Source organism: Pimelobacter simplex, assembly GCF_900114845.1.
GTDB classification, from domain to species: Bacteria; Actinomycetota; Actinomycetes; order Propionibacteriales; family Nocardioidaceae; genus Nocardioides; species Nocardioides simplex.
Genome location: NZ_FOUK01000001.1, coordinates 788,269 through 808,212, shown reverse-complemented (window position 1 = coordinate 808,212; position 19,944 = coordinate 788,269). Strand labels below are relative to the sequence as shown.

General features: G+C 74.0%; 20 protein-coding genes. 7 read left to right on the top strand and 13 right to left on the bottom strand.

Annotated elements, in window-relative coordinates; genetic code table 11:
• Positions 1-6 precede the first annotated feature (6 nt).
• Both BM223_RS03825 and manA read left to right on the top strand, forming a co-directional pair.
• Entirely contained in the window at positions 7-843 is an 837-nt protein-coding gene (locus BM223_RS03825) for an ankyrin repeat domain-containing protein (RefSeq protein ID WP_038681508.1), read from the top strand.
• Between the two features lie 50 nt (positions 844-893).
• Positions 894-2,072, top strand: coding sequence for a mannose-6-phosphate isomerase, class I (manA, locus tag BM223_RS03820; RefSeq protein WP_052138989.1), 1,179 nt, complete (start codon positions 894-896; stop codon positions 2,070-2,072).
• A 9-nt stretch (positions 2,073-2,081) separates the two neighbouring features.
• On the opposite strand, the gene BM223_RS03815 is transcribed toward manA, so the two are convergent.
• From BM223_RS03815 to BM223_RS03805, 3 genes are all read right to left on the bottom strand, one after another.
• The gene (locus tag BM223_RS03815) at positions 2,082-2,381 is read right to left on the bottom strand and encodes a DUF2516 family protein (RefSeq protein ID WP_052138990.1); all 300 of its coding nucleotides are present in this window, start codon (positions 2,379-2,381) and stop codon (positions 2,082-2,084) included.
• 92 nt (positions 2,382-2,473) lie between these two features.
• Entirely contained in the window at positions 2,474-3,130 is a 657-nt protein-coding gene (locus BM223_RS28830) for a hypothetical protein (RefSeq protein WP_052138991.1), read from the bottom strand.
• Between the two features lie 8 nt (positions 3,131-3,138).
• Positions 3,139-3,573 carry a helix-turn-helix domain-containing protein gene (locus BM223_RS03805; RefSeq protein WP_269465043.1) on the bottom strand — a complete coding sequence of 145 codons (435 nt, stop codon included), beginning with the start codon at positions 3,571-3,573 and terminating at the stop codon, positions 3,139-3,141.
• A gap of 193 nt (positions 3,574-3,766) precedes the next feature.
• Between BM223_RS03805 and cysC the strand changes: the two genes are divergently transcribed.
• The 3 genes from cysC to BM223_RS28825 all read left to right on the top strand — a co-directional run bounded on the left by cysC (position 3,767) and on the right by BM223_RS28825 (position 6,866).
• A complete protein-coding gene (cysC, locus tag BM223_RS03800; protein WP_038681512.1) occupies positions 3,767-5,623 on the top strand; it encodes an adenylyl-sulfate kinase in 1,857 nt (618 codons plus the stop codon).
• Positions 5,623-6,633 carry a sulfite exporter TauE/SafE family protein gene (locus BM223_RS03795; protein ID WP_052138992.1) on the top strand — a complete coding sequence of 337 codons (1,011 nt, stop codon included), beginning with the start codon at positions 5,623-5,625 and terminating at the stop codon, positions 6,631-6,633. The genes cysC and BM223_RS03795 overlap by 1 nt, the downstream gene beginning before the upstream one ends.
• Before the next feature lie 89 nt (positions 6,634-6,722).
• The gene (locus tag BM223_RS28825; RefSeq protein WP_158510226.1) at positions 6,723-6,866 is read left to right on the top strand and encodes a hypothetical protein; all 144 of its coding nucleotides are present in this window, start codon (positions 6,723-6,725) and stop codon (positions 6,864-6,866) included.
• Here BM223_RS28825 and BM223_RS03790 read toward each other — a convergent pair.
• Positions 6,851-8,017: a nucleotide sugar dehydrogenase gene (locus BM223_RS03790; protein WP_038681514.1), complete on the bottom strand. Its 1,167-nt coding sequence runs from the start codon at positions 8,015-8,017 to the stop codon at positions 6,851-6,853. The two genes, BM223_RS28825 and BM223_RS03790, sit on opposite strands and share 16 nt — an antisense overlap.
• Positions 8,018-8,062: 45 nt before the next feature.
• Entirely contained in the window at positions 8,063-8,860 is a 798-nt protein-coding gene (locus BM223_RS03785) for a DUF4143 domain-containing protein (RefSeq protein WP_038681516.1), read from the bottom strand.
• A gap of 146 nt (positions 8,861-9,006) precedes the next feature.
• On the opposite strand from BM223_RS03785, the gene cysD reads away from it, so the two are divergent.
• On the top strand, positions 9,007-9,924 hold the full coding sequence (gene cysD, locus BM223_RS03780; RefSeq protein WP_235319030.1) for a sulfate adenylyltransferase subunit CysD: 918 nt from the start codon (positions 9,007-9,009) through the stop codon (positions 9,922-9,924).
• On the top strand, positions 9,924-11,210 hold the full coding sequence (locus tag BM223_RS03775) for a sulfate adenylyltransferase subunit 1 (protein WP_052138993.1): 1,287 nt from the start codon (positions 9,924-9,926) through the stop codon (positions 11,208-11,210). Before cysD ends, BM223_RS03775 begins: the two co-directional genes overlap by 1 nt.
• A 57-nt stretch (positions 11,211-11,267) precedes the next feature.
• Here the strand turns inward: BM223_RS03775 and BM223_RS03770 are convergent, their stop codons facing one another.
• The 8 genes from BM223_RS03770 to BM223_RS03735 are packed head-to-tail and all read right to left on the bottom strand — an operon-like array spanning position 11,268 to position 19,925.
• Positions 11,268-12,077 (bottom strand): glycosyltransferase, encoded by an 810-nt coding sequence (locus BM223_RS03770; RefSeq protein WP_052138994.1) that lies wholly within the window; start codon positions 12,075-12,077, stop codon positions 11,268-11,270.
• Positions 12,074-13,114, bottom strand: a complete 1,041-nt coding sequence (locus BM223_RS03765) for a glycosyltransferase (RefSeq protein ID WP_075018458.1) — start codon at positions 13,112-13,114, stop codon at positions 12,074-12,076. The genes BM223_RS03770 and BM223_RS03765 overlap by 4 nt, the downstream gene beginning before the upstream one ends.
• Positions 13,111-14,307, bottom strand: coding sequence for an MATE family efflux transporter (locus BM223_RS03760; protein ID WP_038681524.1), 1,197 nt, complete (start codon positions 14,305-14,307; stop codon positions 13,111-13,113). Before BM223_RS03760 ends, BM223_RS03765 begins: the two co-directional genes overlap by 4 nt.
• On the bottom strand, positions 14,304-15,146 hold the full coding sequence (locus BM223_RS03755) for a LicD family protein (RefSeq protein WP_141267365.1): 843 nt from the start codon (positions 15,144-15,146) through the stop codon (positions 14,304-14,306). Before BM223_RS03755 ends, BM223_RS03760 begins: the two co-directional genes overlap by 4 nt.
• Positions 15,143-16,231, bottom strand: a complete 1,089-nt coding sequence (locus BM223_RS03750; protein WP_038681528.1) for an EpsG family protein — start codon at positions 16,229-16,231, stop codon at positions 15,143-15,145. Before BM223_RS03750 ends, BM223_RS03755 begins: the two co-directional genes overlap by 4 nt.
• On the bottom strand, positions 16,232-16,735 hold the full coding sequence (locus BM223_RS29655) for a serine O-acetyltransferase (protein ID WP_052138995.1): 504 nt from the start codon (positions 16,733-16,735) through the stop codon (positions 16,232-16,234).
• Entirely contained in the window at positions 16,725-18,098 is a 1,374-nt protein-coding gene (locus BM223_RS03740; protein ID WP_038681530.1) for a tyrosine-protein kinase domain-containing protein, read from the bottom strand. The genes BM223_RS29655 and BM223_RS03740 overlap by 11 nt, the downstream gene beginning before the upstream one ends.
• A gap of 33 nt (positions 18,099-18,131) precedes the next feature.
• Complete coding sequence (locus BM223_RS03735; RefSeq protein WP_052138996.1) at positions 18,132-19,925, bottom strand: DUF4012 domain-containing protein; 1,794 nt, start codon at positions 19,923-19,925, stop codon at positions 18,132-18,134.
• Positions 19,926-19,944: the final 19 nt, after the last annotated feature.

Here is a 19,944-nt window from a genome sequence, read left to right as displayed (position 1 = left end):
GCACCCGTGAGCGACGGGCTGCGCGAGGTGCTCGACCTCCGCGACGCCGTCCGGCTGCGGGCGCTGCTGGCCGAGCAGCCCGGGCTCGCGCGCGAGCCGATCCCGGCCGGGCCCGGCCACCCGCGGGGCGCCTCGCCCCTGGGCTACGTCGCGATGCTGCGCTACGACGCCGTGCGCGGCGAGTGGCGCGACGTCGCGGGCACCGGCGCGCTCGCCCGGGCGCTGCTGAGCGCCGGCGCTCCCGTCGACGGCGCACCCGGCGATCCCGAGACGCCGCTCATCACCGCGGCCAGCTACGGCGACGCCGAGGTGGCGCAGGTCCTGGTCGAGGCGGGCGCCGACCTCGCGGCCACCGCGGCCCCGGACGCCGGCGGCGTCCCCGGCGGCACCGCGCTGCGGCACGCCGCGGTGTTCGAGATGACGGCGGTCGCCGACGTCCTCGTGGCCGCCGGCGCCACCGACCTCGTGCACGCGGCCGCGACCGGCTCCGCCGCCCTCACCGGGCTGCTCGGCGCCGACCCGCCCGAGGCCGACCGGGTCGCCGCGCTGCGGGTGGCCGCCGAGCGCGGCCGCCTCGACGTGGTCGACCAGCTGCTCGCGGCGGGGACGCCGGTCGATGGCGTCGACCGGGACGGCTCCACCGCCCTGCACGCCGCCGCCCACCGCGGCCGGCCGGACGCCGTCCGGCACCTCCTGCGGCGCGGCGCGGACCCCACCCGGCGCGACACCCGCTTCGGCGGCACCCCGCTCGACTGGTGCCGGCACCGGGCTGCCGAGCTGGGTCGCGAGCACCCCGATCACGACGAGGTCGGCCGGCTCCTGGCCCCGCCCACCCAGCGGTGAAAGCCCGCGAAAGCCCGGGCGGCGCCGAGGCGGATCGGTAAGGTCGCACCGTGCTCCCCCTCCTGTGCCCCACCCAGGCCTACGACTGGGGCTCGACCCACGCCATCCCGGGCTTCCAGCGCCGCCGCCCCGACGGCGCTCCGGTCGCCGAGGTGTGGCTGGGCACCCATCCCCTGGGCACCGCGCGGTTCGTCGACCGCCAGGGCGAGGAGCGCCCGCTGACCGAGGTCGCCGGCGAGCTCGACTTCATGCTCAAGCTGCTCGCCGCCGAGCGGCCTCTGTCGATCCAGGTGCACCCCAACTCCGCGCGCGCCCAGGCGGGGTACGCCGCCGAGGAGGAGCGCGGGGTCCCCCTCGCCGCCCCCGAGCGGGTGTTCAAGGACCCCCGGCCCAAGCCCGAGATGGTCGTCGCCCTCTCCACCTTCGACACGCTCGTCGGCTTCCGCCCGACCGCCGAGATCCTGCGCGTGCTCATGCCGCTGCCGCACCCCGTGGCCCGCGCGCTCACCAAGAAGCTGCGCGACAACCCCGGCTTCGCCGGCATCGTCCGGCTCGTCGAGGGCCTCCTCCTCGACCCGCCCAGCCCCGAGGACGTCGCCGCGATCGTCGACCAGTGCCGCGCCGCCCTCGACGACGGCATCGACATCAAGCGGGCCTACGCGACCGCCGTCGAGATCGAGAAGTTCCACCCCGGCGACGTCGGCGTGCTCGTCTCGCTCCTGCTCAACCGGCTGACCCTCCAGCCCGGCGAGGCGGCGTACCTCGACACGGGGATCATCCACGCCCACCTCAGCGGCATGTGCCTCGAGGTGATGATCGCCTCCGACAACGTCCTGCGCGCCGGGCTCACCACGAAGCACGTCGACCCGGACGGCCTCGTGCTCTGCCTCGAGGAGGGCATGTCCCGGGTCGCCCGGGTCTCCCCCCAGCTGTTCGGCACCTCGACCGACATCTTCAGCCCCAACCGCGAGTTCGCCCTCTCGGTCACCCAGAGCTCGCAGGCCGACCCGGCCGGCGTCATCCTCCCCGCCAGCGGCCCGCGGCTGCTGGTCTGCACCGGCGGCGAGGTCGCGCTCCTCAACGAGCGCGACGAGATGCTTCACCTGCGCCGTGGCGACGCGGCGTACGCCGACGACAACGACGGCGAGCTGCGGATCGTCGGCACCGGCGAGGTCGCCCAGGCCTACGCGCCCGACGGCGCGGCGGGCCGCCTCGACGACCTGCTCTGACCCGGCGGGCTAGCGCCGGCGCAGCCCCGCGAGCGCCGGGCGGACGTCGGCCAGGTAGACGCAGGCCGCGACGAGCATCGCCAGGTTGACGATCGAGAGCGGGATCGGCACCACCTGCAGCAGCACCCCGATGCCGAGGATGAGCGTCCAGGTCGCCTTGTTGAGCTTGTCGGCGGCGACGTACGACTCGCCGGAGTAGAGCAGGGCGCTGACGAACGCGAAGATCTTGACCACGAGGAGCACGAAGGCGATGCCGACGTTGATCCACATCTCCAGGCTGCTGGCCGCGCCGACGAATCCCCCGTACATAGTGGGTCGATCCTAGGGGACCGCGGGAAATGACAGCGACCCCGAGGCGGTGCCTCGGGGTCGCCGGGTGCTGCGGGGTGGTGCGGGACGGCTCAGGCGGAGGGAGCCGTGGTGGCCGGAGCGGCCTTCTTGGCGGCCGGCGCCTTCTTCGCGGGAGCCTTCTTCGCGGCCGGGGCCTTCTTGGCCGGAGCGGCCTTCTTGGCGGCCGGCGCCTTCTTCGCGGGAGCCTTCTTCGCGGCGGCCGGGGTGGCCTTCTTGACCGGGGCGGCCGGGACCTCGCCGGTGCGGAGCTTCACGACGACGCCCTCGCCGCGCTTGGCGAGGTCGGCGTAGAGCGCGGTCGCGGTGGCGACGTTGTCGTCGTACGCGCCCTTGACGCTGCTCTGGACCTTGGCCGGGAGCGCCTTGGCGTCGGCCTGGAGGTCGGCGAACGTGCTGACGGCCTTGCCCTGCAGCGACTTCGGCTCGGGGAGCTCGAAGCCCTTGACGCTGCTCTGGACGCCCGCGACGCGGGTCTGGACACCGGCCACGCGGGCGGTGACGTCCTTCTGGACGTCGGAGACGCGGGCGGTCACCTTGGCCTGCACGTCGGCGACGTAGGTGCGGACCTTCTCGACGGCCAGGTCGGTCGCGCCGACGCCGGCGTAGAGCGGCTTGGCGGCGGCCGGCGGGAGGTCGACCTTGGTGAGGTCGAGGGTCGGGAGGTCGATCTTCGGGAGGTCGATCTTGGGGAGCTCGAGCTTCGGCATTGCTGGTTTCACCCTTCGTTGGCGACGGCGTCGGAGTCCGTCTCGGTAGTGGTCGGCGCGTCTTCCGGCGCCTCTTCCGCGGCCCGCGTGGAGCCTTCCTGCTCGGCCGCGTTGAGCGCGAGGAACGATGCGTAGACATCGAGGAGCGACTGCTTCTGCCGCTCGGTGAGTCCGGTGTCGCTCACGATCGCGAGCTCCACCGATCCCCCCACGCCGTCATCGGGGCTGAGGATCCCGGCCCTGATGTAGAGCTGCTCGGCGGAGATCCGCAGGGCCTTGGCGATCTGTTGCAGCACCTCGGCCGACGGCTTGCGGAGTCCCCGCTCGATCTGGCTCAGGTACGGGTTCGAGACGCCCGCCTGGTCGGCCAGCTGCCGCAGGGAGAGGCGGGCCGAGGTCCGCTGCTCCTTGAGGTAGTCGCCGAGTGACCCGACGGTCTTCACGACCTTTCCCTTCGCCATGCGCCCATCGTGCTAGCAATAGTTAGCATCTTGCAAGCAGCCAGCACGTGAAGTCGTTCACATGTGCACGAGCGCGGACGGCGTCCCGGGCGCGCCGGTCGCCCTCCGGAGTGATCGCGTCCACCTTCCACTGTTCAAATCGGATCAACTCACTCGACTCTGTACGATCTCCCCTGTGCCAGCCCCGTCCGTCCCCCAGCACTGCCCCACGCCGCGGGAGCTCGACGACCTCGAGCTGCTCACCTCGGGGGCGGCCGCGCCGATCCGCGGGTTCAACGAGCCGGGCAGCCCGATCACGCTCTCGCTCCCCCAGGAGCTGCGCACCCACCTCGACGAGGGCAACGAGGTCGAGCTCGTCGACCCCGAGGGCCTGCCCCTGGCCCGCGTCGCCAGCGCGCTGCGCGGGCTGACCGTGACGCCGCTGACGCACGCCCAGTACGGCCCCTTCCGCCGGCTCTACCTGACCCCCGAGGCCGTCCGCGAGCGGTACGCCGGGCGCACCTTCGTGCCGGTCACCGACCTGGTCACCGACGTCCAGCTCGAGCAGCTGCGCGGCCTCGGCCCGGTGGTGCTCGTGGCGCTCGTCGGCACCGGAACGCCCGCGGTCAGCCCGGTCGGGCTGCTGCGCGCCACGCTCCGGGTCGCCGGCCTCGTCGGCGCCGACGTCGTGGCCTGCCCGCTGGCCGACCACGCCTCGCTCGCCGACCCCGCGCTGCGCATCTCGGTGCTCACGTCGTACGCCGAGACCGACCCCGTCGTCGAGCTCGGGTACGGCGGCCACCTGCTCCCCGAGGTCGCCGACATCGCGCGCGAGGAGCGCCCCCGCCCCGACGAGCAGGGCCTCGTCCTGTTCTTCACCGGCCTGTCCGGCAGCGGCAAGTCGACGCTGGCCCGCGCGCTCATGGACCGGCTGCTGGAGCAGGGCGGGCGCAGCGTGACGAGCCTCGACGGCGACGTCGTGCGCCGCAACCTCTCCGCCGGTCTCACCTTCTCCAAGGAGGACCGCGAGACCAACATCCGCCGGATCGGCTGGGTCGCCGCCGAGATCTCCCGCCACGGCGGGATCGCGGTGTGCAGCCCGATCGCACCCTTCGACCAGACCCGGCAGCAGGTCCGGGCGATGGTCGACGAGGCCGGCGGCGCGTTCTTCCTCGTCCACGTCGCCACGCCGCTCGAGGAGTGCGAGCGACGCGACCGCAAGGGCCTCTACGCCAAGGCCCGCCGCGGCGAGATCCCCGAGTTCACGGGCATCTCCTCCCCCTACGACGAGCCGCTCGACGCGAACGTCCGGGTCGACACGACCGGGCGCACCATCGAGGACGCCCTCGACGACGTCATCGAGGCACTCCGAGCGAGCGGCTACCTCGACCTGACCACCACCGCCGCCGCGGTGGAGCCCGAGGCCGCCCCGGAGCCCGCGCCCGCCCCGGCCGTCGTCGTCGAGCCCGCGCCCGTCACCGAGCCACCCGCCCGGGTCGAGGCGACGCCGCTGCGCGTGCTCTTCGTGTGCACCGCGAACATCTGCCGCTCGCCGTACATGGAGCTGCGCTCGCGGGTGCTGACCGGCGCCGAGTCCGGCATCGAGTTCGCCAGCGCCGGCACCCACGGCTTCAACGCCCACCCGGTCGACCGGACCATGGGCGCCGTGCTCGCCGAGCGGGGCGTGAGCACCGAGCTGATCAGCGGCTTCGCCAGCCGCCCCCTGACCGACGACCTGATCGAGGTCGCCGACCTGGTCCTCACCGCCGAGGCCGCGCACCGCGCGTTCGTCCTCGAGGAGGTGCCGGGCGCCTTCCGCAAGGCGTTCACGCTCGGCCAGTTCGCGGAGTCCATCGACCGGGTCGACCGGGCCCTGCACGGTGCCGACCTGGTCACCGCCGTCGGCCACCGCCGGGCGGGCACCGCCGAGCACCACGACATCCGCGACCCCTACCGCCGGGGCAAGGCGGCCGCCGACGTCTCGGCGGACCAGATCGACGCCCTCCTCCAGGCGGTGCTCCCCCGCCTGGCCCTGCCACAGACGGGTGCCTGATGGACGACCTGCTCACCCTCACCGCTCTCTCGATCGCCGCGGCCGGCTTCTTCGTCGGCATCGTCGTCGGGCTCACCGGCATGGGCGGGGGCGCGCTGATGACGCCGGCGCTGATCTTCCTCGGCGTCGGCCACACCTCGGCGATCGTCACCGCCGACCTCACCGCGGCCGCCGTCTACAAGACCGGCGGGGCGATCACCCACGCCCGCGAGGGCTCGCCCAACCTGCGGCTGGCGGGCTGGCTGATCCTGGGCTCGGTGCCGATGGCGTTCGTCGGGCCCTGGCTGGTCAAGGCGCTGACGAACGACCCGACCGAGCTCGAGAAGACGCTCAAGCTCTGCATCGGCATCGCGCTCCTGTTCGCCGCGTCGACCTACGCGCTGCGGCTCTACATCAACCTCAAGCGGGTCCGCCGCGGCGGCTCGCTGCCCGACGACAACCCGCGCATCCGGCCGCTCCCCACGTTGCTGGTCGGCATGCTCGGCGGCCTCCTCGTCGGCGTGACCAGCGTCGGCTCGGGCTCGGTCATCATGATCGCGCTGCTCATGCTCTACCCCGGCCTGTCCGCCGTCCGCCTCGTCGGCACGGACCTGGTCCAGGCGGTCCCCCTCGTCCTCAGCGCCGCGCTGGCCAATATCGCCATCCACGGTCTCGAGTGGAGCCTGGTCATCCCGCTCGTCGTCGGCTCGGTGCCCGGCACGCTGATCGGCGCCCGGCTGGCCCCGCGGGTGCCGCAGTCCTACATCCGCCGCGGCATCGTCATCGTGCTCACGATGTCCGGCGTCGCCCTCCTCTTCAAGGCCGGGCTGCACCCGTTCGGCGAGGGCCACGAGACCGCCGAGGCGCTGGTCGTCGCCGGCATCGGCATCGCGATGCTCGTGCTCGTCCCCCTCGTCTGGGGCCTGATCCGGCGCCAGCACGACCTGCCGATGTTCGGGGCCCCCACGGTCGCCGAGATCGAGTCCTTCGGCTCGCCCGAGCAGCAGCCCACCGCTCGGACCGGCGCCTAGTCCGTTCGGGCCATCGCCACGCCCGACGATCAGAGGAGCCGCCCGTGCCCACCCGCGGACTACCGTGGGGTCAGGCAAGGGAGGCCGCGATGGACGTGCTGCTGAGCATCGGAGCGATCTGGGTGGGGGCTGCTGCCCTGTTCACCTTCGGCGTGAGCCGGGCGGGCGCGCTCGACGCGCCGTTCCAGGTGGAGCGCGTGCGGCCGGTCGTCCGGCCTCAGTCGCGCCCGTAGACGTCGCGCGTGTAGACCTTCTCGGCGACGTCGTCGAGGACGTCGGTGCGCCGGTTGGCGATGATGACGTCGGCCTTCTGCTTGAACTCGTCGAGGTCGCGCACGACCTTCGAGCCGAAGAACCGCTTCTGGTCCAGCTCGGGCTCGAAGACGATCACCTTGACGCCGCGCGCCTTGATCCGCTTCATCACGCCCTGGACCGCTGACTCGCGGAAGTTGTCCGAGCCGGCCTTCATCGTGAGCCGGTAGATCCCGACCACCCGGGGCTCGCGGCGCAGCACGTCCTCGGCGATGAACTCCTTGCGCGTGGTGTTCGCCTCGACGATGGCGCTGATGAGGTTCTGCGGCACCTGGCGGTAGTTGGCCTGCAGCTGCTTGGTGTCCTTGGGCAGGCAGTAGCCGCCGTACCCGAACGACGGGTTGTTGTAGTGCGTGCCGATCCGCGGGTCGAGGCCGACGCCCTCGATCACCTGACGGGTCTCCAGGCCGTGCATCGCGGCGTAGGTGTCGAGCTCGTTGAAGTACGCCACCCGCAGCGCGAGGTAGGTGTTGGCGAACAGCTTGATCGCCTCGGCCTCGGTCGATCCCGTGAACAGCACCGGGACGTCGTCGGCGAGCGCCGCCTGGACGAGCAGCTTCGCGAAGAGCCGGCCGGGCTCGGTGTCGGAGCCGACCACGATCCGCGACGGGTACAGGTTGTCGTGCAGGGCCCGGCCCTCGCGCAGGAACTCCGGGCTGAACAGGATCGACGCGCCGGGGTGCCGCTCGCGCAGCGTGTTCGTGTAGCCGACCGGCACCGTCGACTTCACCACGACGGTGGCGGCCGGGTTCGCCGCCAGCGCCTCGGCGGTCACCCGCTCGACGGTGGAGGTGTCGAAGCCGTTGGTCTCGGGGTCGTAGTTCGTGGGCGTCGCGACGATGACGAAGGTCGCGTCGGCGTACGCCTCGCGGCGGCTGCGCGTGGCGCGCAGCGCGAGGCCGCCGGCGGCGAGGTGCTCCTCGAGCTCGGGGTCGACGACCGGCGAGCGGCCCTCGTTGACGGCGGCGACCCGTTCGTTGCTCACGTCGAGCACCGTCACGTCGTTGTGGCGGGCGAGCAGCACGGCGTTGGAGAGGCCGACGTAGCCGGCTCCGACCACGGTGATCTTCATGCTCCGAGGACAACCGCCGCGATCGAACGGCGCGCCACGTCCGCGTTAACGGCGAGCGCCCGGTTGCTGCCAATCCCACACCGACGAGATCGGCAGCCCCCACAGCCGGGGCCCGTACTGGTGGCCCACCGTCGCCGTGTTGAGCACCACCCCGCCCCGGAACCGCGGCCCCGCGCGGCGGGCCAGCGCCTCGAGCGCGACGAACTGGTGCGGTCGCAGGCTGGCGGCGGTGCGGACCTCGATGCCGTAGAGGCTGTCGTCGGGGAGCTCGATCACCAGGTCGACGGCGAGCCCGTTGCGCTCGCGCAGGTACGCCACCCGGTGCTCGACCGCGCTCGCCGGGCGCTGGCGCAGGAGCTCGGCGGCCACGCTCGCGCGCAGCAGCGGTGCGAGGGCCCGGCGGCCGGCGAACTCGGCGAGCTCGGCGGCCGAGTGCCCGGCCAGGTGCCGGGCGAGCGCCGGGTCGGCCACGACCGCCTGCGGGCGCCCGATCGCGCGCTTGGCCGCGGCCGCGCGGCTGCCCGGCAGCAGGACGACGACGCCCAGCTCGACGAGCACGTCGACGTACGGCGAGACGGTGGTGGGCGGGATCCCGGCCACGGCCCCGAGCCGGGCCTTGTTGAGCTCGCCGGCCGGTGGGTCGGCCAGCGCGCCGAGGATCGCGCGGAGCCGGTCGGGATCCATCCGCCGCCGGGCCCGCGCCCGGCGCTCGATCGCCGCCACCTCGTCGTCCAGGCCGGCGCGCTGGGTCGCGGCGACGTACGCCGGCACGTCCCACGTGCTGCGCACCTCCCCGGGCACCGAGCCGCGCGAGCCCAGCCGGGCGACGAAGTCGGCCACCACGGGGCGATCCTAGGGGCTTCCCACGGCCAAACTCGTCGATTTGTCTATCGAGCCGTCGAGAATGTCTCGGTGCAAGGCGGCGCATGGCACGATGGGCGAGCCCGGAGTTTGAGTAGAACGTGTTCTAGAAGGGATGGGCCGTCCGCGTGACAGCAGTGACGCACAGCGACTACCGCCTCAGCCAGCTGGACCAGCTGGAGGCAGAGTCGATCCACATCTTCCGCGAGGTCGCGGCCGAGTTCGAGAAGCCCGTCCTGATGTTCTCGGGCGGCAAGGACTCGATCGTCATGATGCGCCTCGCCGAGAAGGCGTTCTACCCGGCGAAGATCCCGTTCCCGGTCCTGCAGGTCGACACCGGCTACGACTTCCCCGAGGTGCTCGCCACCCGGGACAACTGGGTGAACCGGCTGGGCGTCAAGCTGATCGTGGCCAGCGTCGAGCAGGCCATCGCCGACGGCATCGTCGTCGACGACGGCAAGACCTCGCGCAACCGGCTCCAGATCGGCACGCTGCTCAACGCGATCGAGGAGAACGGCTTCACCGCCGCCTTCGGTGGCGGACGTCGTGACGAGGAGAAGGCCCGCGCCAAGGAGCGCGTCTACTCCCACCGCGACGAGTTCGGCCAGTGGGACCCGAAGAACCAGCGTCCCGAGCTCTGGAGCCTCTACAACGGCCGCCTCCACGAGGGCGAGCACATGCGGATCTTCCCGATCTCGAACTGGACCGAGCTCGACATCTGGGACTACATCGGCCGCGAGGGCATCGAGATCCCCAGCATCTACTTCTCCCACCAGCGCCGCGTCTTCCTGCGCGACGGGATGCTCCTCTCCGAGAGCGAGCACAACCCGCTGCGCGACGGCGAGGTCGCCGAGGAGCGCACCGTCCGGTTCCGCACCGTCGGCGACCTGACGCTCACCGGCTGCGTCGAGAGCACCGCCGGCACGATCGACGAGATCATCGACGAGGTCGCCATCGCCCGGGTCACCGAGCGCGGCGCGACCCGGGGTGACGACCGGTTCTCCGAGGCTGCCATGGAGGACCGCAAGAAGGAGGGCTACTTCTGATGGCTTCGACCAGCTCAACCACCGGCGACGAGAAGCGCCCGATGGACCTCCTGCGGTTCGCCACCGCCGGCTCCGTCGACGACGGCAAGTCCACCCTGATCGGGCGGCTGCTGCTCGACTCGAAGGCGATCTTCGAGGACCAGCTCGAGGCGGTCGAGGCCACCAGTGAGGCGAAGGGGTACGACTACACCGACCTCGCGCTGCTCACCGACGGCCTGCGCTCCGAGCGCGAGCAGGGCATCACCATCGACGTGGCCTACCGCTACTTCGCGACGCCCAACCGCAAGTTCATCATCGCCGACACCCCGGGCCACGTGCAGTACACGCGCAACATGGTCACCGGCGCCTCGACCGCCGACCTCGGCCTCGTGCTCGTCGACGCCCGCCAGGGCCTCACCGAGCAGTCGCGCCGTCACGCGGTGATCCTCTCGCTGCTCCGCGTCCCGCACCTCGTGCTCGCGGTCAACAAGATGGACCTCGTCGACTTCGACCAGTCGATCTACGAGAACATCTACCGCGAGTTCACCCAGTTCGCGACGAAGCTCAACGTGCCCGACCTCGAGGTCATCCCGATCTCGGCGCTCCAGGGCGACAACGTCGTGACCCGCTCCGAGAACATGCCGTGGTACTCCGGTCCCACGCTCATGCACCACCTCGAGCACGTCCACGTCGCCTCCGACCGCGACCTGATCGACGCCCGGTTCCCGGTGCAGTACGTCGTGCGGCCCAAGTCCGACGAGTTCCACGACTACCGCGGCTACGCCGGCCAGGTGGCCGGTGGCGTGCTCAAGCCCGGCGACGAGATCGTCGTCCTGCCCTCGGGCATGACGTCGAAGATCTCCAAGATCGACCTGTTCGACAAGGAGATCACCGAGGCCTTCCCGCCGATGAGCGTGACGGTCCACCTCGAGGACGACGTCGACGTCTCCCGCGGCGACATGATCGCCCGGGTCAAGAACGCGCCGACGCCGAGCCAGGACATCGACGCCATGATCTGCTGGATGACCAACGCTCCGCTGCAGCCGCGGCAGAAGCTGGCCATCAAGCACACGACCCGCACCGGCCGGGCCCTGGTCAAGGACGTCCAGTACCGCCTCGACGTCAACACGCTGCACCGCGACCAGGAGACCAAGGAGCTCGGCGTCAACGAGATCGGCCGGGTCACCCTGCGCACCACCGTGCCGCTGCTGTGCGACCCGTACTCGAAGAACCGCACCACGGGCTCGTTCATCCTGATCGACGAGGCGACCGGCGTGACCGTCGGCGCCGGCATGATCAACGGCTGACCGCAGCCAGCTGACGAACGGCGTCCACCCGCACCGGGTGGGCGCCGTTCGCGCGTCTCAGCGCGGGCTGCCGGCGTCGTAGCCGGGCCGGCGCAGGCCGGCGTAGCGCAGCGCCTGCGCGGCCTCCCACGCCGTCCCGGTCAGGGCGGTGCGGACGACGGGCGCGCCGAGGCTGCGCGCCAGCGCCAGGCGCTGGCGGCGGATCGTGCGGATGTGGTGCCCCCACGGCTTCGCGCCGCGGCTGACCTGGCCGCCGTGCAGCCGGTAGCGCACCAGCGGCTCCGGCAGCGCAGCCACCCGCTCGTGCTGGGCGATGCGCAGCCACAGGTCGTAGTCCTCCATCTGGCCCATCCGCGGGTCGAAGCCGCCCGCGCGGTGGTAGGCGGCGGTGCGCAGCACGACCGCCGAGTGCACCACCGGGTTGGAGCGGAGCAGCGCCGGGCGGATGTCGTCGCCGGTAGCGGCGCCGAACGGGCCGACCTCCGCGCCGTCGGCGTCGATCCGCAGGGCCTCGCAGCCCAGCAGGCCGACGTCGGGGTGCGCGGCCAGGTAGCCGAGCTGACGGGCCAGCCGGGTGGGCTCGGCGAGGTCGTCGGCGTCGAGCCGGGCGACGTACGGCGTGGTGACCTGCGCGAAGGCCGCCCGCAGGCCGTGCACCAGGCCGCGGCGCACGGGGTGGGCGAGCACCTCGACCCGCGGGTCGTCCCACCACGCCTCGGCGGACCGCGCGACGCCGTCGAGGACGAGGAGCAGCCGCAGCGCCACGTCCTGCTGGGCGAGGACGGAGGCGACCGCTGCCGCGAACCAGGCGTCGGTGCGGATCGTCGGCAGGACGACGGTCACCTCGGCCGGCGGCCGCCCGCTCATCGCGCCACCTCGGTGTCGAGGTAGACCCTGCGCAGCCGCTCGCGCTGGGTGCCGAGGTCGTGGTCGCGCAGGAACGCCCGCCAGGACGCGCGGTTCTGGGCCGGGTGGGCGGCCGCGTCGGCGACGGCGGCGGCGACCGCGGCCGGCGTCCCCCACGACCAGCGCGGCGAGCTGCCCGCGAAGGCCGGGATCCGGCGCACGACGATCGGCCGGTCGGCCGCGTCGGCCTCGAGCACCGACATCGGGAAGCCCTCCCAGGCACCGGTGTGGACGTAGACGGCCGCACCGGCGAGTTCGGCGACGGCCTCGGGGTGGGAGCGCCATCCGGTGACCCGGACCCCGGCCCGCTCGAGGACGGCGACGAGCGCGGGCTCGCCCGCCCCGATCCAGGTGGCGGTCGCGCCCGGGTGCGTCTGCCGCAGCCGGGTGACCACCTCGGCGAAGAAGGCGGGATCCTTCTGCGGCGAGACCCGGCCGATCGTGACGACGCGGAGCGGCCCGTTACCGGCCGCGCCGGCGACCGTCGCCCGGGCGGCGACGTTGGGCACCACCACGACGCGGCGGTAGCCCCAGGCACGGCCGAGGAGCGCCTCGCGCGGCGAGCAGGCGGCGAGGGTGTCGCAGTTGCGCGCGAGGAGCCGCTCGGCCAGCCGGTACAGCCGCCGGGCCGGCGGCGGGACGTCGCCGCGCTCGAACGCGAAGCAGTGGGGGGTGTAGACGATCCGGCACCGCGGCGTGCTCCGCACCGCGAGCCGGACGTAGCCGCCCGCGTAGGTCGAGTGGGCGTGCACGACCGCCGGCCGCACCCGACGTACGGCGGCCCTGATGGCGCGCCGGACCGCGCGGTGCCCGCCGGGCAGCACCTCGGTCGTCGCGAAGAGAGCGAGCTCGCCGGCCGGCTCGTACTCGCCGGGACGGGGCCGGAAGAGCAGGTGGTGCTCGAGCTCGGGCATGGCCCGGACGTACTGGAGCATCGAGGTCAGCGAGCCGGCCCCGAAGCTCTCGATGACGTGGAGGACCCGGGTCGTCGGGGTCATGCGGTCGCACCTCCGTGGAGTCGTCGATGGGCGAAGAGCGCCGCGCCGAGGGCGGCGAGGCAGAGCGCGGCGGCCACGGCCGCCGGTGTGCGGACGACGATCGCGGCCGCGCAGCCGAGGACCAGGGCGAGGCCGCCGAAGACGAGGCGCACGCGCAGCACCTCGCCGGCCCGCTCGAGCGCCTGGAGGCTGCCGGTCGCCGCGGCGAGCCACACGATGAACGCCCACTCGAGACCGGTCAGCGGGAGCACCGGGCGGATCACCGTCCAGCTCTCGCCCAGCAGGCGGTGGCCCAGCCCCGCCGGCACGACGAGCGAGGCGAGGCCGGCGAGCACCGAGCAGGCCGACAGCGGCAGCGCGAGCCGGGCCAGGAAGGGCCAGACCAGGTCGGGCCGGTCGAGACCGCGGCGGCGGACCTCGGGCAGCACGGCCAGCGGGAGCGAGCGGAGCACGAGGGCGACGGGGCCGAAGGCGCTCGCCGCGCCCTGCAGCGCCGCGATCGCGGTCGCACCGATGAACCGGCCGGCGACAGCCAGCACGACGATCGTGTCGACGGCCGAGAGCAAGGCGTCGAGGCCGAGCGCCAGCCGGCTGCGCCGCCACTCCCCCCACCAGCCGGCGAAGCCCGTCACCCGCGGGCGCAGGCCGAGCACGGCGAGCGCGAGCACCCCGCCCAGGGCCGCGCCGGCGGTCCAGAGCAGCAGGATCGCCGCGACGCCGAGCCCGGCCCCCGCCCAGCTCGCGAGCAGCACGCTCAGCGCCACCGCCGTCCAGGCGCCGTCGGAGAGGCAGGCCACGAGCGGGCGCCCGAGGGCGGTCGCCGCGAAGCGGCCGACGTCCTGGGTGAGGACGACGGGGGCGGCGAGCGCGAGCGGTGCGGTCACCGGCGCCAGCGCGGGGACGACGGCGGCCGACCCCAGGAAGCCCGCCCCGGCGAGCAGGCCCACGAGCGCGGCGGCGACCAGCCCGTGCCGCGCCTCACGCCGGACGGCGGCCGCGTCGCCGGCCCGCAGCGTGACGTGGACGCCGACCAGCCCGCGCATCACGGCGGTGAGCGCGTTGAGCACGAGCAGGCAGAGCGCGACGTGGCCGAACTGCCGCACCGGCGCGACGCCCGCCACCGCGAACACCACGAGGACGCTGCTCACGCTCGACAGCACCTGGTCGAGCAGGCCGAGCGAGAGCCGTCTCACCGGGCGCCGCCCGGCGGCAGCCGGTAGGCCCGGAAGTCGTGGTGGCTCACCCGGGCCGCGAGGGGCGGCAGCTGCCGGAAGTCGCCGTAGATCGCGGTCAGCACCGCCGCGGGATCGGCCGGCGCGCCCACCCGGTGTCCCTCGAAGACCACCTCGCCGGCGGGATCGACGTCGGTCGCGCGCAGCACCTCGCGGGTCCCCCACGCGACCAGGCACACCTCCCCCGCCCCGGCGTACGGCGTCCGCCGGGCCCAGCGCTCCGCCAGGGCGACCAGCCGGCCGGTCCGCAGGGGGCGGAGCACCGCGGCGGCGATGCGGAGGTAGCCCCCGGCCAGCACCGAGCGCCGCTTGCCGGGCACCGCGGCCTTGACCGCGAAGAGGTGCTGCAGCACGAGGGCCACCCGGCGGCGCACGGTCCGGGCCACCGCGCCCCGGGGCAGGCCGTCGAGCGGGAAGATGTCGACGTGCACCCCGAGCGGCACCGCGAGCTCGTGGTTCTCGAGCAGCAGGGTGCCGGTGGCGGTGTACTTCGCGTAGGGATAGGGGTAGTCGTCGTCCGCTCCCTGCGAGGTGCGCACGGTGTTGCCGGTCTCGGCGGCGAGCCGGCCGGCCATGGCGAGCAGCCGGTCGTGGTCGGGACGGGGCATCGCGACGTCGACGTCGTCGTCCCACGGGATGAAGCCGCGGTGGCGCACGGCGCCCAGCAGGGTGCCCGACCAGAGGTACATCCGCAGCCCGTGGCGCGCGCAGAAGTCGCGCAGCTCGAGCAGCAGCGCGAGCTGGAGCTGGGCGAGCTCGGCGGGGCCGAGCTCGGCGCGCCCGTCGTGCGGCGGGGTCATCCGGCCCACCAGGTGCTCCGGTACGGGACGAGGCCGTAGTAGTTGCCGATGAGCAGCACCATGTAGACGAGCGATCCGCCGAGCACGGCCGCCCGCTGCAGCCGGTCGGGCGCGGCCCGGACGAGGCCGGCCAGCGGCACGACCAGGAAGAGCGCGAAGTAGACGTCGAAGCGGGCGAAGGCGATCGACTGCGTGCCGACCACCTGGGCCGCCAGGCCGAGCGTGGCGAACACCAGGCAGCGGCGCTCGAGCGGGGTGAGCAGCGTCGCGTGCAGGTAGCAGTAGAGCACCAGCAGCAGCCGCGCGCCGATCACCAGGTAGGTGCCCAGGCCGGCCTCCTCCTGGACGACGTACTGGACGTAGCGCGGGTTGAGCAGCTCGGCGAGCCGGGTCACCGCCGGGACGGTGAGGTAGAGCTGGGCCGCGAGGAGGGCGCCGGCCAGCAGCACCGCCAGCACCCGCGGCCGGGGCTGGACGTTGCGGACCACCAGCAGCACGACGGCCACCGCCAGGGCCGAGGCGTGGACCCCCGTGGCCGCGGCGACGAGCGCGACGAAGACCCAGCGGCGCCGGTCGAGGTAGCGGGTCGCGGCGAGGAAGAGCAGCGCGGCGGCGAGTCCCTGGCGGACCAGGTTGAACGGCGCCAGGTAGCCGCCGAGCGCGACGAGCAGGAAGATCGCGGCCGGGAAGCTGCGGGTGCCGTGCTTGAGCGCGAGCACCATCGCGCCGACGGTCACTGCCGAGGTCACCCAGAACATCACCTCCGGGCCTTCTCCCACCCGGTGCAGCAGGTGCTGGAGCGCGACGAAGCCGGGGTCCTGCGGCGAGCGGTCGAGAGCCGCGCCCAGGCTGTCGCCCCCGGCCCGGAACCACAGCGCCGCGTAGAGCTCGTAGTCGGTCCCGACCCCGACGCGCGAGCCGGCGAAGACCACCAGGACGCCGAGCAGGACGAGGTCGAAGGGCGTCCACCGGGCCCGGCCGACCCGCTCGACCGGGCCGGCACCGCGACCGGCGGCCGCGGTGGTCACGGCGCCGAGGGCCGCCAGTGCGAGGACGGTGGCCAGCAGGACGAGGTAGGGCGTCATCTAGGCGTACCGCGCCGGCACGCCCACCGCCGTCGCGCCGGCGGGCACCGAGCGGACGACGACGGCATTGGCGCCGACCAGGACGTCGTCGCCGAGCGTGACCGGGCCGACCACCTTGGCGCCGGCGCCCAGCCGGACCCGGTCGCCCAGGGTCGGCGAGTCGCCCGCGGTGCGCACGTCACCGCCGGTGCCGCCGACGGTGACGCCCTGCTGGACCCGGCACTGCGCACCGATCCGGACGAAGGGCCCGAGCACGACGCCGGTCGGGTGGTAGAGCCGCAGCCCCGGGCCGACCTGCGCCTGCCAGGCCAGGTCGGCCCCGGTGAGCACGTGGTTGACCTGCTTGACCAGGTGCCCGAGCAGCGGGTGCACCCGGCCGGCGGCCTGGGCGAGGCGGAACAGGATCACCGCGAGCGCGGCCACCGTCAGCAGCGCGGCGAGGTCGGCCGGCGTCCGCACCGGCCGGTCGCGGAGCAGGCCCCGGTCCGGGCGGTCAGGCGCCATCGGCGGCCACCGTGCGGGGCGCGTAGCCGTAGCCATAGCCGTAGCCGTAGGACCGGCCCTTGAGGGGCACCCGGTTGAGCACCAGGCCGGCCACGTGGGCGTCGACCTGGTTGAGCCGGTCGATCGAGAGCCGCACCTGGTCGCGGGTCACCTTGCCGTGGCTGAGGACGACGAGCGCGCCGTCGGCCTTCGCGGCGAGCAGCGCGGCATCGGTGACCGGCAGCAGCGGCGGCGCGTCGATGATGACGACGTCGTGCTCGGCGCGCGCCCAGGCCAGGAACTCCTCCATCGCGTGGGACTGCAGCAGCTCGGCGGGGTTGGGCGGCACCGGCCCGGAGGCGAGGAACGCCAGGTCGGACTCCGGGTGCACCTGGGTGGCGTCGGCCGCGCTCAACCGGCCCACCAGGACGTCGGTCAGGCCGACCGCGCCGTCGAGGCCGAGCCGGTCGGCAGCGGTCGGGCGGCGCAGGTCGCCGCCGACCAGGAGGGTGCGGGTGCCGCCCTGGGCCAGGCTGATCGCCAGGTTGAGCGCGGTGGAGGTCTTGCCCTCCTCGGGCACCGCCGAGGTGACGACGTAGACCTTCTGCCGGCTGTCGACGTCGAGGAACTGCAGGTTCGTGCGCAGCACCCGGAACGACTCGGCGCGCGGCGCGTGCGAGGCGATCTGGGTGAGCAGCGGGGTCCGGGCGCTCGCGGGGTCGTCGACGATCGTGCCCAGCGTCGGGGCGTCGGTGAGCGCGGCGACGTCGTCGAGCGACTTGACCCGGGTGTCGAGCACGTCGCGCAGCACCGCCAGCGCGAAGCCGAGCAGCAGTCCCGCCGCGAGGCCGAGCGCCAGGTTGCGCGCCGGGCGTGGCGAGACCGGTGTGGCCGAGTAGGACGCCGCATCGACGATGGTCGCCTTGATCGGCGCCTCGCTCGCCCCGCCCGGCGTCTCGAGCTCGCGGACGAGGTCGGTGAGCTGCTCGGCGTAGGACTGCGCGATCGCCTGGGCCCGGTGCGCGTCGCCGTCGGTCACGGTGAGGTCGAGGTTGACCGTGTCGAGCACCGCCTCGGCCGAGACCGCGTCGCTGAGCCGCACGGGGTCGAGGTCGAAGCCCGTGTCGGCGACCACGCGCTGCGCGAGCTCACGGCTGGTGATCAGGTCGGCATAGGACTTCACCCGCTGCGCCGAGAACTGGCCGCCCTGCAGCAGCTGGCTGTCGTCGGTCTGGGACGTCGAGACGAACAGCCGCGCCGTCGAGGCGTACTGCGGCGACTGCAGCGCCGTCCCCACCCCCGCCAGCGCGGTCACCGCCACGGAGACCAGCACGATCATCAGCCAGCGCCGCCGCAGCACGCGCACGTAGTCACGGAGCTCCATCGCCGGACCTCCTCACCCGAGCCTTCGCGTTCGTCATCGTTCTGGGGAGCACGCGCTCGCGAGCGTCTCCGCACCGTCCTTCCTCTCGATCGTCGGCGTCACCGCGAGCGCGGTGGTGCCGACCTGTCGGGGCCCCGACCGCATGGTCCAGGCGAGATCGGCCACCTGGCCGGGGTCGAGCTGCACGTAGGTCATGCCGACCGGCCGGCCGTCGTGCTCGACCCGCTCGAGCTCGAGCGGCTCGCCGTTCCAGGTGAGCGCGCCGAGCTCGCCACCGGCCGGTGCGAAGATCCGCAGCGTCACCAGCTGGCTGCCCGCCGGGACGCCGTAGCGGCCGCCGCCGGTGACGTAGGCGGGCAGGGACGCCGCGTCGGCCGGCGCGGTCGAGCGCAGGCGCGCCTTGGCGGCGTACTTCTGCACGCCGGCCACGCACGAGGTCGCCGTGACGTCGACGTCGTAGCGCAGGTAGTAGGACATCTTGGCGCCCGTGGTGTCGTCGAGCGTGACGTCGACCCGGGGCCGGTCCGAGCCCGGCCCCGGGACGTCGAGCTCGCCCGCGACGGCGGTGCCGGCGAGCGCCGCGCGGTCGGCCGCGACGAACGAGTGCACGAACACCCGCCGCTCGTCGGCCGCCCGGCTCAGCGCGGCCAGCAGGGCCTGCGGGTCGCCGCTGCCCGCGGTCAGCCGGTCGAGGGTCGCGGCGGCGACCCGGGCGAAGAAGGCGTCCTGGCGACCGGGCTCGGGGAGGCGCAGGTAGGCGCGGTGGAGCAGCTCGTCGACCACGTTGTCGCCGCTCAGCCGGACCCCGCCGACGCGCACCGGTCCGGTCGCGTCGAGCAGGTAGCCGATCGCCACCGCGTCGACCAGCACCACGCCGTCGACCGGCCGGTCCGGGTAGCGCTGCTGCCAGCGGGCGCGGAGCAGGTCGGCGGCCCGCGGGACGTCGGGGGTCATGGTCGCGTCGACGAAGTAGGTCCCGAGCACGTCGCCGTAGAGCGCCCGCTCGGCCGCGCTCAGCGGCAGCACCGGGGCCGGTGCCTCGCCGAACGAGGCGCCGGTGACGTGGTCGCGCAGGGTCAGCCGGCCCTCGCGCGCCTCGACGTACGACGCGGCGCCGGGCAGGCCGCCGGTGCTGCGCACCTCGGCGTTGTTCTGGAAGACCAGGAGGTAGTGCCGGGGACCCTCGCCGCCCAGCATCGCGGGCAGCACCTCGGTCGCCACCCGGGCCGGGCCGAGGGCCCGCGCGGCGCGGTCGACCTGGTCCTCGAAGGAGGTGAAGCGCCGCGCCAGCGGTCTCGCGAAGCCACGGTCGTCGACCGCCGCCAGCCTCCGCCGGGCCCGGTCGAAGGCACGGTCGGCGCGCGCGACCGGCTCGACCAGGTCACGGGCGACCGCCAGGTCGAGCACCCCGTCGCGCGGCACCAGCCGGTCGAAGCTGCCCGCGGCGCGCACCAGCGGCGCGATGCCGTCGCGGGAGAGCTCGTCGAGCACCCGGCTCGTCGTGGCCACCCCCGCGGCGTCGTCCCCGACGACGGGCAGGTGGGCGAGCAGCCGCCAGGCCGGCCCGGAGGTCCGCTGCGCGGCGGCCGCCGACGCCGCCCGCAGGCCGTCGAGCTCGTCGTCGAGCCGGGTGTCGAGCCGCGCGTCGCGGTCGGTGCCGGTGTCGTCGCGGGCGGCGACCAGCCGCTGGATCGCCGCGGCCCGGTCGGCGGCGTCGGCCAGGTCGCGCTGGACCTGCCACCCCTGCCACGCCATCCAGCCGGCGAGCAGGAGCAGACCGCCGCCCACCACCGCTGCGACCAGGCGCAGCCGGGCGCGCTTCAGCATGGATCACCCTTCCGAGAAG